We start from the raw sequence: 15,082 nt of genomic DNA on the forward strand, positions 1-15,082 counted from the left end.
GGACATTCGCAGGCAAGGGCATGGCGGCCCCGCGCTCGCCCCACCGGCAGCCGCGTCCGGATGAGCGCGTCCACCCGATTCAGTTAGCATGGGCCCGCTGCTGCTGGCGCCATGGCTGTTCTGGCTGCCGGTGGCGTTCCCTTGAGGATGACGCGGAATGGAAGCTTTGATTGTCCTGGCGGTACTGGTGCTGTTGGCCGTGCCGGTGTTGCTGATCGTGGCGCTGGTGATGATTTCCGGGCTGCGCCGACGGGTGGCTGCCTTGGAGCAGGCACGCAGCGACAGTGCCCACCCGGCGGCCCAGCCGGCGGTGAGTGCTGCATGGGAAGAACGTCCTCATGCGCCGGCCCCCGTGCCCGCGCCGTCGCCTGCCCCTGAGGTGCCGCTGACTGACGCAGAGCCGGTGCCCGAGCCGTTTGCAGCGGCTGCGCGGGTTGCGCCGCCGCCGCTGCCGTCCGCTGCTGTTTCCGAACCCGAACCCTTCGTGCCGCCGCCGCCCCGCGAGCCGGACCTGGGCGAGCGGATCGTGGGCACGATCAAGCGCTGGTTCACCGAAGGCAACGTGCCGGTCAAGATCGGCATGCTGGTGCTGTTGGCGGGTGTGGCGGCGCTGCTGAAGTATGCGAGCGACCAGGGCTGGCTCAATGCGCCGATCGAGCTGCGCCTGGCAGCGATTGCGGCCGGGGCGCTGGGGGGCCTGGTGTTCGGCTGGATCCAGCGCGAGCGCCGGCGGATGTTCGCGCTGGCGCTGCAGGGCGGGGCGATCGGCATCCTGCTGCTGACGATCTTCGCGGCGTTCAAGCGCTATGGGCTGCTGGATCCGGGGATCGCATTCGCGCTGAGCATCGTGCTGATTGCGGGCATGGGCGTGCTGGCGGTGGTGCAGAACTCGCGCACCCTGGCGGTGCTGGGCATCCTGGCCGGGTTCATGGCGCCGATCTGGCTGTCCACCGGCAGTGGCAACCATGTGGCGCTGTTCTCGTACTACGCTGTGCTCAATGCGGCCATCCTCGCCATTGCCTGGTGGCGCCCGTGGCGCGCGCTCAACCTGCTGGGCTTTGCGTTTACCTTTGGCATCGGCACCACGTGGGGCGTGCTGCAGTACAACGCGGACAAGTTCGCCAGTACCGAGCCGTTCCTGCTGCTGTTCTTTGCCTTCTACCTGGTCATTCCCATCCTGTACGCGCGCCGCCAACCGGCCGGGAAGCGCGACCTGGTCGATGGCAGCCTGGTGTTTGGGACGCCGCTGATCGCGTTCTCGCTGCAGGCGGGCATGCTGCATGACGACCGGCTGCTGCTGGCGCTGTGCGCGGTGGGGGTGGCGGCGCTGTACGCGGGCCTGGCGTGGGCGCTGATCCGGCGGCCGCGCTATGCGGCGCTTGGGCAGTCGCATGCGGTGCTGGCGGTGGGCTTTGCCACGCTGGCGGTGCCGCTGGCGTTGTCGGCGCGTGCCACCGCCAGCGTGTTCGCGCTGGAAGGGGCGGCGCTGGTGTGGCTGGGCCTGCGCCAGCAGCGCCTGCTGCCGCAGATCGCCGGCGCGCTGCTGCAGCTGGGGGCTGCGTTCGGCTTCGTGGTGGGGGCCGATTACTGGTTCAACGACGCCACGGCCATCGCCAACCCGACCTTCATGAGCGGGTTGCTGCTGGCCCTGGCTGGCTTTGCGTCCGCCTTCAGCTACCGCCGTGCCGGCCGCGACGCGCCGGCCATCGTGTACTACCTGTGGGGCCTGCTGTGGTGGCTGGGGGGCGCCAGCCATGAGGTCACCCGCTTCGTTGCGTTCGACAGCCGCCCGGATGCGTTGCTGGTCGTGGTGGCCGTCACGGCATGGATCGCGGCGGAGGTGCACCGGCGCCTGCCGGCGCGCGCGCTGGTATTGACCACGCTGGCCATGCTGCTGTGCGCATTCCCGCTGGCGCTGTGGCAGGTGGACATCCACCGCCAGCCGTTCGCCGGGTACGGCGCGATGGCCTGGGGGGTGTTCGCGGTGCTCGGCGTGCGCAGCCTGTGGTGCCTGCGCGGCGGCCAGGACCGTGCCGCAGTGGCGGCGCAGTTCATCTGGTGGCTGCTGTGGCCTACGGTGCTGTCGCTCGCCGCGTCGTGGCTGGCCGACCGCTTCGCGCTGGCCCAGGGCTGGGCGCTGGCGGCGACGCTGCTGCCGTGGCTGGCGGTGGTGGTCATCGCGCTGCAGCGCTGGCGCTGGCTGACGGTGCCGCTGGGCGAGCGCTTCGACGTGGCGCGGCCGGCGTTGCAGTGCACGTTGTTCGCGGTGCTGGGGCTGGCGTGGATCGGCTTCCTGTTCGCCCCGGGCGCGGCCTGGCCGCTGCCCTGGGTGCCCGTGTTCAATCCGTTGGAGCTGGCGCAACTGGCCGTGCTGGCCTTGCTGGCACAGTGGCTATGGCGGGGCGATGCGCCCGCGGCGCTGCAGGCCCGCCGCGTGCCGCTGCTGGCGCTGGCCGGCTTCGTCGCGCTGACCAGCATCACCCTGCACGCGGTGCATCACTGGGGCGCGGTGCCGTGGAACGGACGGCTGTGGTCGTCCACGCTGGCACAGACCAGTTTGACGGTGGTGTGGAGCGTGCTCGGTGTGATCAGCTGGGTGTGGGGTTCGCGCCGCGGGCAGCGCGCCCTGTGGTTGGTGGGTGCGGTGCTGATGGGCGTGGTGCTGGCCAAGCTGGTGCTGATCGACCGACAGCACCTGGGCAACCTGCTGGGTATTTCTTCTTTCATCGCCTACGGCCTGCTGTGCACGGTCGTGGGCTATCTGGCGCCGGCTCCGCCGCGCACGCCGGAACCTGCCATGGAGCCGCAGCCGTGACCCTTCTTCCTCGTGTGCTTGCCGCCGTTGCGCTGCTCGCCGCCGTCCCTGCGCTGTACGCCGCCGACGCGCGCCAGGCCTATCGGGAGCAGTGGCCACTCCAGTTGTCGGCGCCGCAGGCCGGTGCCTATCGGCTGACCCTCGGCGAGGACCAGTACCGCAGCGCGGTGTCGCCGCGGCTGGCCGACGTGCAGGTGTTCAACGCCCAAGGCCAGCCGCTGCCGGCGGCACTGCTGGCCGCCGACCAGCCGCTGGCGCAGCCGGCGCAGTGGCATCCGCTGCCCTGGTTCCCGCTGCCGGCGCAGGGCAGTAGCGCCAGCGATGACCTGCAGGTGCTGACCGAACGCAACACCGACGGCAGCGTGCGTCGGGTCGAGGCGCGGCTGGGCCGGAGTGGCGGCAGCACCCAGCCGGGCGGGTGGCTGGTGGATGCCAGTGCGCTGAAAAGCGGCGTGCAGGCGCTGCGCCTGGACTGGCAGTCGGCGCAGGCCCTGCAGGTGCGGGTGCGGGTGGAGGCCAGCGATGACCTGCGCGACTGGCAGGCGGTGGCCGAAGGCGTGCCGCTGGTGGACCTGCAGCACGACGGCCAGCGTCTGCAGCAGCGACGCATCGAGATCGGACGCCAGGCGAAGTATTTCCGCATCCTGCCGCAGGGCGGCGACGTGCTGCCGCCGCTGACGGCAGTGCAGGCCGAGCGCGTGCCGGCCGCGCAGGCAATCCAGTGGCAGTGGCGGCAGTTGGCCGGCACGGCGGGAAAGCCCGGCGAATTCGAGTACACGTTGGACGGCCGCTTCCCGATCGCCCAGGCCGACCTGATCACGCCTGACAACAGCGTGGTGCAGTGGACCCTGCTCAGCCGGGATGATCCCGACCAGCCGTGGCAGGTCCGCGCCGGTCCCTGGGTGGCCTACCAGCTGCAGGACGGCGGCGCGCGCAACCAGTCGCAGGCACAGTCGCTGGCGGTTCCCACCCGCGACCGGTTATGGAAGCTCACCGCCTCGCAGGCGCAGGCGACCCCGGCGCCCACCCTCAAGCTGGGCTACCAGCCCGAAGCGCTGGTCTTCCTCAGCCAGGGCGAAGCACCGTTCAGCGTGGCCGCCGGCAGCGTGCACGCGGCGCGCAGCGACGCGCCAGTAGGCACCGTGATCGCGCAGCTGCGCGAACAGCGTGGCGCGCAATGGCAGCCGGCCGTGGCCAGCGTGCAGGGTCCGGCGCAGGTGCTGGGCGGCGACGCGGCGGTGCAGCCGACCCGCGACTGGAAACGCTGGCTGCTGTGGGGCCTGCTGGTGCTGGGCGTGCTCATCGTCGGCGGGTTCGCCGCCAGCCTCCTGCGCCAGGCGGGTCGCGTCAGGGAGTGACGACCAACGGTCGTCACCTACCGGTCCATGGGTCGGTGGGTCGTTACATACCGTGGTCGCACGGCAGGTAACGACCGTGGGTCGTTACGCATCCCGGGGGGCCGTTACAATGGTCGCCTGCGCCGTGCGCGGCGCCCTTTCCTTTTCCGCCAAAGAGTTGCTGCCCCATGTCCATCGTTCGCATGACCGACCTCGACCTTTCCGGCAAGCGCGTGCTGATCCGCCAGGACCTCAACGTGCCGATCGAAGACGGCCGCATCACCTCCGAACAGCGCATCACCGCATCGCTGCCGACGTTGAAGCGGGCGCTGGAACAGGGCGCGGCGGTGATGGTCACCTCGCACCTGGGCCGCCCCCAGGAAGGCGTTTGGAGTGAAGCCGATTCGCTGGCGCCGGTCGCGCTGCGCCTGTCCACCCTGCTGGGCGTGGACGTGCCGCTGGTGCGCGACTGGGTCGACGGCGTGGACGTTGCCCCGGGTTCGATCGTGCTGCTGGAAAACTGCCGCATGAACGTGGGCGAGGGCAAGGACGACGAAGCGCTGTCGCGCAAGTACGCCGCGCTGTGCGATGTGTTCGTGATGGATGCCTTCGGCACCGCGCACCGCGCCCAGGCCTCCACCCATGGGGTGATCCGCTTCGCCCCGGTCGCCGCCGGTGGCCCGCTGCTGATGGGTGAGCTGGATGCGCTGGCCAAGGCACTGGACGCACCGGCGCAGCCGCTGCTGGCGATCGTGGCCGGCAGCAAGGTCAGCACCAAGCTGGAACTGCTGGCCAACCTGGTCGGCAAGGTCGACCAGCTCATCGTCGGGGGCGGCATCGCCAACACCTTCATCGCCGCCGCCGGCCATGCCGTGGGCAAGTCGCTGTACGAACCGGACCTGCTGGAGACCGCGAAGAAGATCGTGGCCGACGCCAAGGCACGCGGCGCCGACATCCCGCTGCCGACCGACGTGGTGGTGGCCAAGCAGTTCCTTCCCGACGCCGAAGCCACGGTCAAGGCGGTCACCGACGTCGCCGATGACGACCTCATCCTCGACATCGGCCCGCAGACCGCCCAGCACTACGCCGGGCTGATCGCCAAGGCCGGTACGGTGGTGTGGAACGGCCCGGTCGGCGTGTTCGAGTTCGAAGCCTTCAGCCACGGCACCGAAGCGCTGGCACGCGCCATTGCCGGTTCGCCCGCCTTCTCCATCGCCGGTGGCGGCGACACCCTGGCCGCAGTGGACAAGTTCGATATCGCCCATCAGGTGAGTTACATCTCCACCGGCGGCGGCGCGTTCCTGGAGTTCCTGGAAGGCAAGACCCTGCCGGCGGTGGCCGCCCTCGAAGCCCGGGGCAGCTGATGGTCAACGACCGGTCGGTGACGACCGTGGGTCGTCACACTGTTGAAGCGCGCGCAACGCTCTTCTTCGACCTCGACGGCACGCTGATCGACTCCGCCGTGGGCATCACCGGGTGCGTGGCCCATGCGCTGACCCGGATGGGCCTCCCGGTTCCGCCGCAGGACGAACTGCGGCGCTGGATCGGCCCGTCGCTGCGCACCAGCTTCGCACCGCTGTTCAATGATCCGGTGCAGGTGGAGCAGGCGGTCACCTTCTACCGCGAGCGCTTCGACGTGGTCGGCTGGCGCGAGCACGAGATCTACCCGGGCATCGGCCAGGTCGTGCAGGACCTGCATGCACGGGGCCACCGTCTGGCGATCGTGACCGCCAAGAACGAACCGCATGCCCGGCGCATCGTCGAGCACCTGCCGTTCGGCGCGTGCTTCGAGGACGTCATCGGCGCTACCCCGGACGGCAGCCGCAGCGAAAAGCCACAGCTGGTGGCCGAAGCGTTGCGCCGGCTGCTGTTGTCGGCCGCGCAGTGCTGGATGATCGGCGACCGCCGCATGGATATCGAAGGCGCGCGCCACCATGGCATGCGCAACATCGGCGTCCTGTGGGGCTTTGGCGGGGAAGAGGAACTGCTGGCCGCGAGGGCCGCGCACCTGGCGGCCACGCCCGACGCGCTGCTTTCGTTGATCGATTGAACCGGCGGCGGCGTTCCGTACGCCGCCGCATGTCGTGCCCTGGTCCAAGGCTGTCTGCAGGACATCGGCGAAACACAGACGCGACAATGCTGTAAACGTATTCATGGGACGTGAAGGGTGTGGTAATTTCGATCCTTTCCCGGGAGCCCATTAACCATGATTGAGCGTCAGCGCCGTACGAAGATCCTTGCCACCCTCGGTCCGGCCACCGATCCGCCGGGCGTGCTGGAGGATCTGTTCCGCGCCGGCGTGAACGTGGTCCGCCTCAACTTCAGCCACGGCGATCCGTCCGGCCAGGCCAAGCGCGCCGCCGACGTCCGCGCTGCCGCCGCGCGCGTGGGCGTGGAAGTGGGCATCCTGGCCGACCTGCCGGGCCCGAAGATCCGCATCGAACGCTTTGCTGAAGGCAAGATCCACCTCAAGGCGGGCGACCGCTTCGATCTGGTCGCCTCGCCGAGCGCACCGGCCGGCGATACCACCCAGGTGGGCGTGAGCTACCTCGGCCTGCCGCAGGACGTGGGCCCCGGCGACGTGCTGCTGCTCGACGACGGCCTGATGCAGCTGCAGGTGGTGGAAGTGCAGGGCGAACGCATCATCAACACCGTGCTCAACGACGGCGTGCTGTCCGACCGCAAGGGCCTGAACAAGCAGGGTGGCGGCCTCTCGCTGGGCGCGCTGACCGAGCGCGACAAGGAACTGATCGGCATCGTCGCCAAGATCGGCGTGGACTTCATCGCCGTGTCGTTCTGCCGCAACGCGCAGGACATGAACGACGCGCGTGCCATCGCCGAACAGCACGGCTGCTATGCCGCGCTGGTGTCCAAGATCGAGCGCACCGAGGCGATCGAGAACCTGGAAGAAATCGTCGACGCCAGCGACGTGGTGATGGTCGCCCGTGGCGACCTGGGCGTGGAAATCGGCGACGCCGAGCTGCCGGGCCTGCAGAAGAAGATCATCAAGGCCTCGCTGGCCCAGAACAAGGTGGTGATCACCGCCACGCAGATGCTGCAGTCGATGGTCGAAAGCCCGATCCCGACCCGCGCCGAAGTGCTGGACGTGGCCAACTCGGTCATCGACGGCACCGACGCGGTGATGCTGTCGGCCGAAACCGCTGCCGGCGCCTACCCGGTCAAGGCCGTGGAAGCCATGGCGCGCATCTGCCTGGGCGCCGAGCGCCAGTTCCAGACCGAGACCGATTTCGGCGCGTCGCCGCGCAATCTCGAGCGCGCCGACCAGGCCATCGCCATGGCCACCATGTTCCTGTCCCAGCACGTGGGCGTGCGCGCGATCGTGGCGATGACCGAATCCGGTGGCACCGCGCGCTACCTGTCGCGGTTCCGCGCCTCCGCGCCGGTGTACGCGGTGACCCGCCACGACGGCGCCCGCCGCCAGATGGCGCTGATGCGCGATGTGTTCCCGATCAACTTCGACAGCCGCGGCCTGACCCCGCGCGAAGCTGCGCGCGGCAGCATCCGCCTGCTGGTGGAAGCCAACCAGCTGCAGGCCGGCGACCGCGTGGTGTTCACCAGCGGCGAGCACATGGAAACCCATGGCGCCACCAACACCCTGCGCCTTTTGGAAGTGGGCGAAGACGGCCGCGCCAGCGGGCTGGGCGACCTGTAAGAAGACCGCGGAGCCGGGCACAGCCCGGCTCCACGCGGGGTTTCGCGGTAGCGCCGGCCGTTGGCCGGCCCAGGCGGAGTGATCCACCCAAGGCACATGACTGCGCGTGTAAGCGGTTCCAGATTCCGTGAACGGCCAGTTCACGGAGGGCGCCCGCTATAATCGTGTTTTTCCCGCACCCGCCACAGGAAATACATGAGCATCGAACAGCTGGCTGAAACCGCCCAGGCCATGGTCGCCCCGGGCAAGGGCATCATCGCCATCGACGAATCCACCGGGACCATCGCCAAGCGCTTTGCCAGCGTGGGCATCGAGAACACCGAAGAGAACCGTCGTGCCTACCGCGAGCTGCTGCTGACCACGCCGAAGCTCAACGAGCACATTTCCGGCGCGATCCTGTACGACGAAACCATCCGCCAGTCCACCAAGGACGGCGTGCCGTTCGCCAAGTACATGGCCGACAACGGCATGATCCCGGGCATCAAGGTCGACAAGGGCGCCCACCCGCTGGCCGGCTGCCCGGGCGAGATGGTCACCGAAGGCCTCGACGGCCTGCGTGAGCGCCTGCAGGAGTACTACAAGCTGGGTGCGCGTTTCGCCAAGTGGCGTGCGGTGATCAACATCGGTGAAAGCATTCCGTCGGGCACCTGCATCGAGTCCAACGCGCATGCGCTGGCCCGCTATGCCGCGCTGTGCCAGGAATGCGGCCTGGTGCCGATGGTCGAGCCGGAAGTGATCATGGACGGCGACCACGACATCGAAACCTGCTACGAAGTCACCGAAGCCACCCTGCGTTCGCTGTTCGACGCGCTGTACCAGCAGAACGTGCTGCTGGAAGGCACCATCCTGAAGGCCTCCATGGTCATTTCCGGCAAGGGCTGCGAGGAGCAGGCCGACGTCGAGGAAGTGGCCGAATCGACCGTGATGTGCCTCAAGAGCACCGTGCCGGCGATCCTGCCGGGCGTGGTGTTCCTGTCCGGTGGCCAGAGCGATGAGCAGTCCACTGCCCACCTCAACGCCATGAACCAGATGGGCAACCTGCCGTGGCCGCTGAGCTTCTCCTACGGCCGCGCCATGCAGCAGGCCGCGCTGAAGCTGTGGGCCAAGGACACCAAGGCCAACGTCGCCAAGGCGCAGCAGACCGTGTACGACCGCGCCAAGGAAAACGGCCAGGCTGCGCTGGGCAAGTGGAACGGCTGATCCACGCCGCACCCGCGCAACGGAAAACGCCGGCGGTTTCGCCGGCGTTTTTTTTTGCCCGAAGCGCCACGCCCTGCGTGGCTGGCGGGGTGCCGGCCTACGGCAGCCACGCAGGACGTGGCTCTACCGGGGGGCAGGGCAGTCCTGGGGCCACGTCGCCCGGTTGCCCCAGCGCAGCCAGTGCCGACTGGTACACCTTGAAGGTCGCCGCGTTGTAGGCCACCAGGATGATCCGCTGGGGCTCGCGGTGCGAACGCTGCCAGGCCAGGGTTTCGGTGGCCGCAATCTGCGCGGCCTGGTGCAGCGGATAGCCGAACACGCCGCAGCTGATCGCCGGAAACGCAATCGAGCGCAGCCCCAGCGTTTCGGCCAGCTGCAGCGATTTCCAGTAACAGTTGGCCAGCAGCTCGGGCTCGGCGCGGGTGCCATCGTTCCACACCGGCCCCACGGTATGCAGCACGTGCCGTGCCGGCAGGTTGTAGCCCGCCGTGGCGCGGACTTCACCGGTGGGGCAGCGCACGCCCGGGCGGACCTGTGGCAGCGCCGCACATTCGGCCAGCAGCTGCGGCCCCGCCGCACGGTGGATCGCGCCGTCCACGCCACCGCCGCCGAGCAGGGATTCGTTGGCCGCATTGACGATCGCATCCACCGCCAGGGTCGTGATGTCGCCCTGCCACACTTCGATCTTCATGCGTGCCGCTCCTTCATGTTCCGGATCCATACAACGGGATGACTGCCGCCTCACACGCTAGCGACCAGGGCATCTAGGCTGCGTCATCGTCGTCTCAGGCAGTGCGACCCGGCGGGCACCGTCCGACACCGCCACCTTGCGGCGGGCCGGCTTCACCGCAGATGAAGGCCGCCCCAAACGAAGACGCCCACCGCAAGGGGTGGGCGCTACCGGTCCGTAGCGCGGGGCTCTGCCCCCCTGCCCGTGGGCTCACGGCAAACCGGCCAACCACTCGTCGTCCGACCCCTCATTGATGTCGGCAAACAGCGGCGTGGAGAAGTACCGCTCGCCGGTATCGGGCAGCATCGCCAACAGCACGCTCCCGGGCTCAGCCCTGGCCGCCACGTCCAGCGCGCTGGCCACCGTGGCCCCGGCCGAGATGCCCACGAAGATGCCTTCTTCCGCCGCCAGCCGGCGCGAGGTCTCGATCGCCCGGGCGTCGTCGATCGTCAGCAGCTCATCGAAGATCCCGCGGTTGAGCACCTCCGGCACGAAGTCCGGGGTCCAGCCCTGGATCTTGTGCGGCTTCCATTCCGCGCCGCCCAGCAGCGCCGCGCCTTCCGGTTCGGTGGCGATGATGCGGGTTTCCGGACGGGCCACTTTCAGCACCTCGCCCACCCCGGTCAGGGTGCCGCCGGTACCCCAGCCGGTCACGAAGTAGTCCAGCCGCTTGCCGGCGAAATCGCGCAGGATCTCGGCGGCGGTGGTGTTGCGGTGGTAGGCCGGGTTGGCCGGGTTGGTGAACTGGCTGGCCAGGAACCAGCCATGTTCCTCGGCCAGTTCACGCGCGCGCTTGACCATGCCCGAGCCGCGCTCGGCGGCCGGGGTCAGGATCACCTTGGCGCCGTAGGCACGCATCAGCTTGCGGCGCTCGATGGAGAAGGTCTCCACCATGGTGGCCACGAACTTGTAGCCGCGCGCGGCGGCGACCATGGCCAGCGCCACGCCGGTATTGCCGGAGGTCGCCTCCACGATGGTGTCGCCGGGCTTGAGCACGCCGCGCGCTTCGGCGTCCAGGATGATCGCCAGCGCCAGGCGGTCCTTGACCGAGCCGCCGGGATTGAACGATTCGACTTTCGCGTACAGGGTGACGTGGTCGGGGGCAATGCGGTTCAGGCGCACTACCGGGGTATTGCCGATGGTGTCCAGGATCGAGGGGTACAGGGCCATGGGAAACGCTCCGCGGATTCAATGACGGGCCACGGGCGGGCCGCGGCATGAGGGAAGGGCAGCGCAGGTGGCTTTCACGCGCCGGGCGCGACAGGGGTCCGCCAGACCGTAGCGCCGGCATATGACAGCGCGAAATGACCTGATACCCTTCATAAACAACATTTGGTTATAAGCTGGTGACGGCAACTGGCTTACAGTCGGTCGACCCTCTCCCTGCCTGCGCGCACGCCCATGACGCTGACCCAACTTCGTTATCTGGTGGCCATTGCCGACGCCGAGCTCAACATCACGCTGGCGGCCTCGCGGGTGCACGCCACCCAGCCGGGGCTGTCCAAGCAGCTCAAGCAGCTGGAAGATGAACTGGGCTTCCTGCTGTTCGTGCGCAAGGGCCGCAGCCTGGAGGCGGTGACGCCGGCCGGCGTGGAGGTCATCGGCCGCGCCCGTGCGGTGCTGGCCGAAGCCAACAACATCCGCACCTATGCCGCCAACCAGCGTCGGGAAAGCCAGGGCCAGCTGATCCTGACCACCACCCACACCCAGGCACGGTTCGTGCTGCCGCCGGCGGTGGCGCGCATCAAGCAGGCCTACCCGCAGGTCAGCGTGCACCTGCAGCAGGCGGCCGAAAGCGATGCGCTGGACCTGCTCAGCCAGGGTGATGCGGATATCGCCATCATCAGCACGGCCGGTGCCGAGCCCAGCGCCGGCATCGCCATTCCGCTGTACCGCTGGCGGCGGCTGGTGCTGGTCCCGCGCGGGCACGCGCTGGACCGCCCCGGCGCCGCGCCGGACCTGCAGGCGCTGTCGACCCAGCCGCTGATCAGCTACGAGTCCTCCACCCGCGGCAGCTCCTCGCTGCAGCGCGCCTTCGCCGCCTCCGGGCTGACCCCCGACATCGCGCTGACCGCGCTGGATGCGGACCTGATCAAGACCTACGTGCGCACCGGCCTGGGCGTGGGCCTGCTGGCCGAAATGGCGGTCAACGCCGGCGATGAGGACCTGCGTTCCTGGCCGGCGCCGGTGCCCATCGACGAATGCATTGCCTGGGCCGTGCTGCCGCGCGACCGCGTGCTGCGTGACTACGCGCTGGAACTGGTGCACGTGCTGGCCCCGCAGATCGACACCCGCGACCTGCGCCGCGTCATCGACGGCAACCAGGAGGCCGACTGGCCGCTGCCGCCGACGTGGGAATCGCTGACCCAGACGATCACGGTCTGACCCCGCCCGACCAACGGTCGGGCGCTACCGGTCCGGCGTCCGGTAGGTGACGACCGTTGTTCGTCACGGCGGCGCCTGCGACGCGTGGTCGCACATGCCCATTCAGCGGCGTGTCCGCCTACCCTCGCCGCTACAATCGCAGGGTGAACCGCCGTCGCCGCCCGTTTGCCTTCCTGCTGCAGCTCGCCTTCGTGGCGACGCTGCTGATGGCGCTGGCGCCGCTGGTCAGCCGCTGGCAGCAGGTGCAGGGCCCGTCGGTGATGCTGATGCCGGGTGGCATGGCCCACGTGATGCCGGCACATGCGATGCCCCCGCACGTGATGCCGGGGCATGACAGGGAGATGCATGGTTCGTCGCCGCATCACCTGTCCATGCACGGTTCGTCCATGCACGACATGTCGAGCAGCGCCGCCAGGCCTGCCGATGACTCCCCAGCCTCTCCGTCCGCCCCGATCGACCCACACGCCGGCCATGGCGAGGCCTGCGAATACTGCATGATGGCCTCGCGGCTGATGCCGTGGCTGGCGGTCCTGATCCTGCTGCTGCCGGTCCTGACGGTCATCGCGCCGCCGGTGCTGCGCACCGTCGCCGGCCCGCACAGCCTGCGCTGGCCTGCCCACGCCGCGCGCGGACCGCCGCTGCACGCCTGAAACCGCCCTGTCTTCTTCCTGCTGCGCGACGGCGCCCTGGCGCCGCGCACCTGTGCGTTTTCTGGAGTTCCACCATGACCGTTACCTCCCGCAGCACGGGCGCAATGACGCGCCTGTCTGTTTCCCTGTCGCTTGCACTGGCCACGCTGCCGTTGCACGCCGCCGAGCGCGACCACGCGCGTACCCTCGACACCCTGGTGGTCACCGCCAGCGCCCCGTCCTCGCCCCTGCAATGGGTCACCGACCCGCGCCTGCCGCGCCAGCCGGTCCCGGCCAGCGATGGCGCCGACTACCTGAAGACCGTCCCCGGCTTCGCCGCCATCCGCAACGGGGGCACCAACGGCGACCCGGTGCTGCGCGGCATGTTCGGTTCGCGCCTGAACATCGTCAGCAACGAGGGCAACCTCATCGGCGCCTGCCCCTCGCGCATGGACAATCCGCTGTCGTACATCGCCCCGGAAACCTTCGACCGGCTCACCATCATCAAGGGCCCGCAGAGCGTGCGTTGGGGTGCCGGCGCTTCAGCGGGCACGGTGCGATTCGAACGCGATACCCCGCGTTTCGACGCTCCGGGCATCGACCTGGACGCCAGCGCGCTGGTCGGCTCGCGCAACCGCAACGACCAGGTGCTGGACCTCACCGCCGGTGCCTCGCAGGGCTACGTGCGCGTCAACGGCAACCGCTCCGAGGCGGACGACTACAAGGACGGCAATGGCGAGGTGGTGCCGTCCAAGTGGCGCAAGTGGAACAGCGATGTCGCCGTGGGCTGGACCCCGGATGCAGACACCGTGCTGGAGCTCTCCGCCGGCACCGGCGATGCGATAGCGCGTTATGCCGGGCGTGGCATGGATGGCGCCGCGTTCAAGCGCACCAGCTACGCCGCGCGCTTCGAACGCGACAACCTGCCTGGCGCGTGGGACAAACTGCAGGCCAACGTCTACTACAACGACGCCGACCACGTCATGGACAACTACACCCTGCGCGAGCCGAACCCGGCCAGCAGCATGCCGATGCCCATGGCATCGAATGTCGATCGCCGGACCACCGGCGGTCGCATCGCCTCCGAATGGCGCTGGCAGGACATCGCCCTCGTGGCCGGCGTGGACGCGCTCGACAGCCGCCACCGCAGCCGCAACGGCATGGGCCGCAACACCTACCGGCTCACGCCATGGTCCACCGACGCACGCCAGAAGAACCAGGGCGTGTTCACCGAGATCACCCTGGGCGAAGGCACCGCGCAACGATGGGTGAGCGGGCTGCGCATCGACCGCGCCGAGGTCACCGACGAGCGCGCCACCACCGGCATGATGGCGATGCCGAACCCGACCGCCGGCCAGCGCCGCCGTGAAGACCTGGGCAGTGGCTTCCTGCGTTTCGAGCGGGACATCGACAGCGCCTTGACCACCTACGCCGGTATCGGCCACAGCGAACGCATGCCCGATTACTGGGAGCTGTTCTCGCCTGACATGGGACCGGCCGGCAGCATCAACGCCTTCAGCAGCGTGCAGCCGGAAAAAACCACCCAGCTCGATATCGGCCTGCAGTACCGGGATGAGCGGGTCAACGCATGGCTCTCGGCGTACGCCGGGCGGCTCCAGGACTACATCCTGTTCACCTACCGCGACGGCGGCATGATGGGCAGCACCACCCAGGCCAGCAACGTCGATGCACGCATTGCCGGTGCCGAAGCGGGCGCCGAGTTCGCGCTTGGGCAGGGTTGGAAACTCGGCGGCACGCTGGCCTACGCATGGGGCGAAAACCGCACCGATGGCGGCGCACTGCCGCAGATGCCGCCGCTGGAAGCACGCCTGAGCGCAGGCTGGGAAGGCGCGCGCTGGAGTGTGGGTGCACTCGCCCGCGCAGTGACCCGCCAGAACCGCGTGGCGCCGGGGCAGGGCAACGTGGTCGCGCGTGACCTGGGCCCAAGCGCAGGCTTCGCCACGCTCGCGCTCAACGCCGGCTACCGCATCAGCGATGCACTGCGGCTCAGCGCAGGCGTGGACAACCTGTTCGACCGCGCCTACAGCGAGCACCTCAACCTCGCCGGCAGCGCCGACTTCGGCTTCCCCGCCGACCCGGTCCGCATCAACGAACCCGGCCGCACGGTCTGGATGAAGGTGAACTACACGTACTGAGGTAAACCGCGCCTGGCGGGTGTCGACGTCTGGTCGATACCCGCCTGTCTCCCTGGAGACGCAATCCGACATGCGTTGACACATCCTGTTACACGCCCCGCAGGCCCCAGCACGAAAGGGGTTGCGCCTGTCACCGGGCAATGTGAACGCGCCGGTA

At 69.1% G+C, this 15,082-nt stretch carries 11 protein-coding genes; 9 read left to right on the forward strand and 2 right to left on the reverse strand.

The window, feature by feature from the left end:
• Positions 1-157 precede the first annotated feature (157 nt).
• The 6 genes from ACIGII_RS14735 to ACIGII_RS14760 all read left to right on the forward strand — a co-directional run bounded on the left by ACIGII_RS14735 (position 158) and on the right by ACIGII_RS14760 (position 9,025).
• Entirely contained in the window at positions 158-2,815 is a 2,658-nt protein-coding gene (locus tag ACIGII_RS14735) for a DUF2339 domain-containing protein (RefSeq protein ID WP_399639177.1), read from the forward strand.
• On the forward strand, positions 2,812-4,173 hold the full coding sequence (locus tag ACIGII_RS14740; RefSeq protein ID WP_399639175.1) for a DUF3999 domain-containing protein: 1,362 nt from the start codon (positions 2,812-2,814) through the stop codon (positions 4,171-4,173). Before ACIGII_RS14735 ends, ACIGII_RS14740 begins: the two co-directional genes overlap by 4 nt.
• Positions 4,174-4,340: 167 nt before the next feature.
• Positions 4,341-5,516, forward strand: a complete 1,176-nt coding sequence (locus ACIGII_RS14745) for a phosphoglycerate kinase (protein WP_399639173.1) — start codon at positions 4,341-4,343, stop codon at positions 5,514-5,516.
• Positions 5,516-6,202: an HAD hydrolase-like protein gene (locus tag ACIGII_RS14750; protein ID WP_399639171.1), complete on the forward strand. Its 687-nt coding sequence runs from the start codon at positions 5,516-5,518 to the stop codon at positions 6,200-6,202. Before ACIGII_RS14745 ends, ACIGII_RS14750 begins: the two co-directional genes overlap by 1 nt.
• 156 nt (positions 6,203-6,358) lie before the next feature.
• Entirely contained in the window at positions 6,359-7,825 is a 1,467-nt protein-coding gene (gene pyk, locus ACIGII_RS14755; protein ID WP_399639169.1) for a pyruvate kinase, read from the forward strand.
• A gap of 195 nt (positions 7,826-8,020) precedes the next feature.
• Positions 8,021-9,025, forward strand: coding sequence for a class I fructose-bisphosphate aldolase (locus ACIGII_RS14760; protein ID WP_399639167.1), 1,005 nt, complete (start codon positions 8,021-8,023; stop codon positions 9,023-9,025).
• Between the two features lie 97 nt (positions 9,026-9,122).
• Here ACIGII_RS14760 and ACIGII_RS14765 read toward each other — a convergent pair whose 3' ends face one another.
• Both ACIGII_RS14765 and cysK read right to left on the reverse strand, forming a co-directional pair.
• On the reverse strand, positions 9,123-9,716 hold the full coding sequence (locus ACIGII_RS14765) for an O-acetyl-ADP-ribose deacetylase (protein WP_399639165.1): 594 nt from the start codon (positions 9,714-9,716) through the stop codon (positions 9,123-9,125).
• A 249-nt stretch (positions 9,717-9,965) separates the two neighbouring features.
• Entirely contained in the window at positions 9,966-10,925 is a 960-nt protein-coding gene (cysK, locus tag ACIGII_RS14770; protein WP_399639164.1) for a cysteine synthase A, read from the reverse strand.
• A gap of 231 nt (positions 10,926-11,156) precedes the next feature.
• Between cysK and ACIGII_RS14775 the strand changes: the two genes are divergently transcribed.
• From ACIGII_RS14775 to ACIGII_RS14785, 3 genes are all read left to right on the forward strand, one after another.
• Positions 11,157-12,140: a LysR family transcriptional regulator gene (locus ACIGII_RS14775; RefSeq protein ID WP_399639162.1), complete on the forward strand. Its 984-nt coding sequence runs from the start codon at positions 11,157-11,159 to the stop codon at positions 12,138-12,140.
• 143 nt (positions 12,141-12,283) lie between these two features.
• Positions 12,284-12,790 carry a DUF2946 family protein gene (locus ACIGII_RS14780; RefSeq protein WP_399639160.1) on the forward strand — a complete coding sequence of 169 codons (507 nt, stop codon included), beginning with the start codon at positions 12,284-12,286 and terminating at the stop codon, positions 12,788-12,790.
• Between the two features lie 74 nt (positions 12,791-12,864).
• Positions 12,865-14,925 (forward strand): TonB-dependent copper receptor, encoded by a 2,061-nt coding sequence (locus tag ACIGII_RS14785; RefSeq protein ID WP_399639159.1) that lies wholly within the window; start codon positions 12,865-12,867, stop codon positions 14,923-14,925.
• The last annotated feature ends 157 nt before the right edge of the window (positions 14,926-15,082 follow it).

Origin of the sequence: Stenotrophomonas sp. NPDC077420, from assembly GCF_044543385.1 — a bacterium.
Taxonomy (GTDB): Bacteria; Pseudomonadota; Gammaproteobacteria; order Xanthomonadales; family Xanthomonadaceae; genus Stenotrophomonas.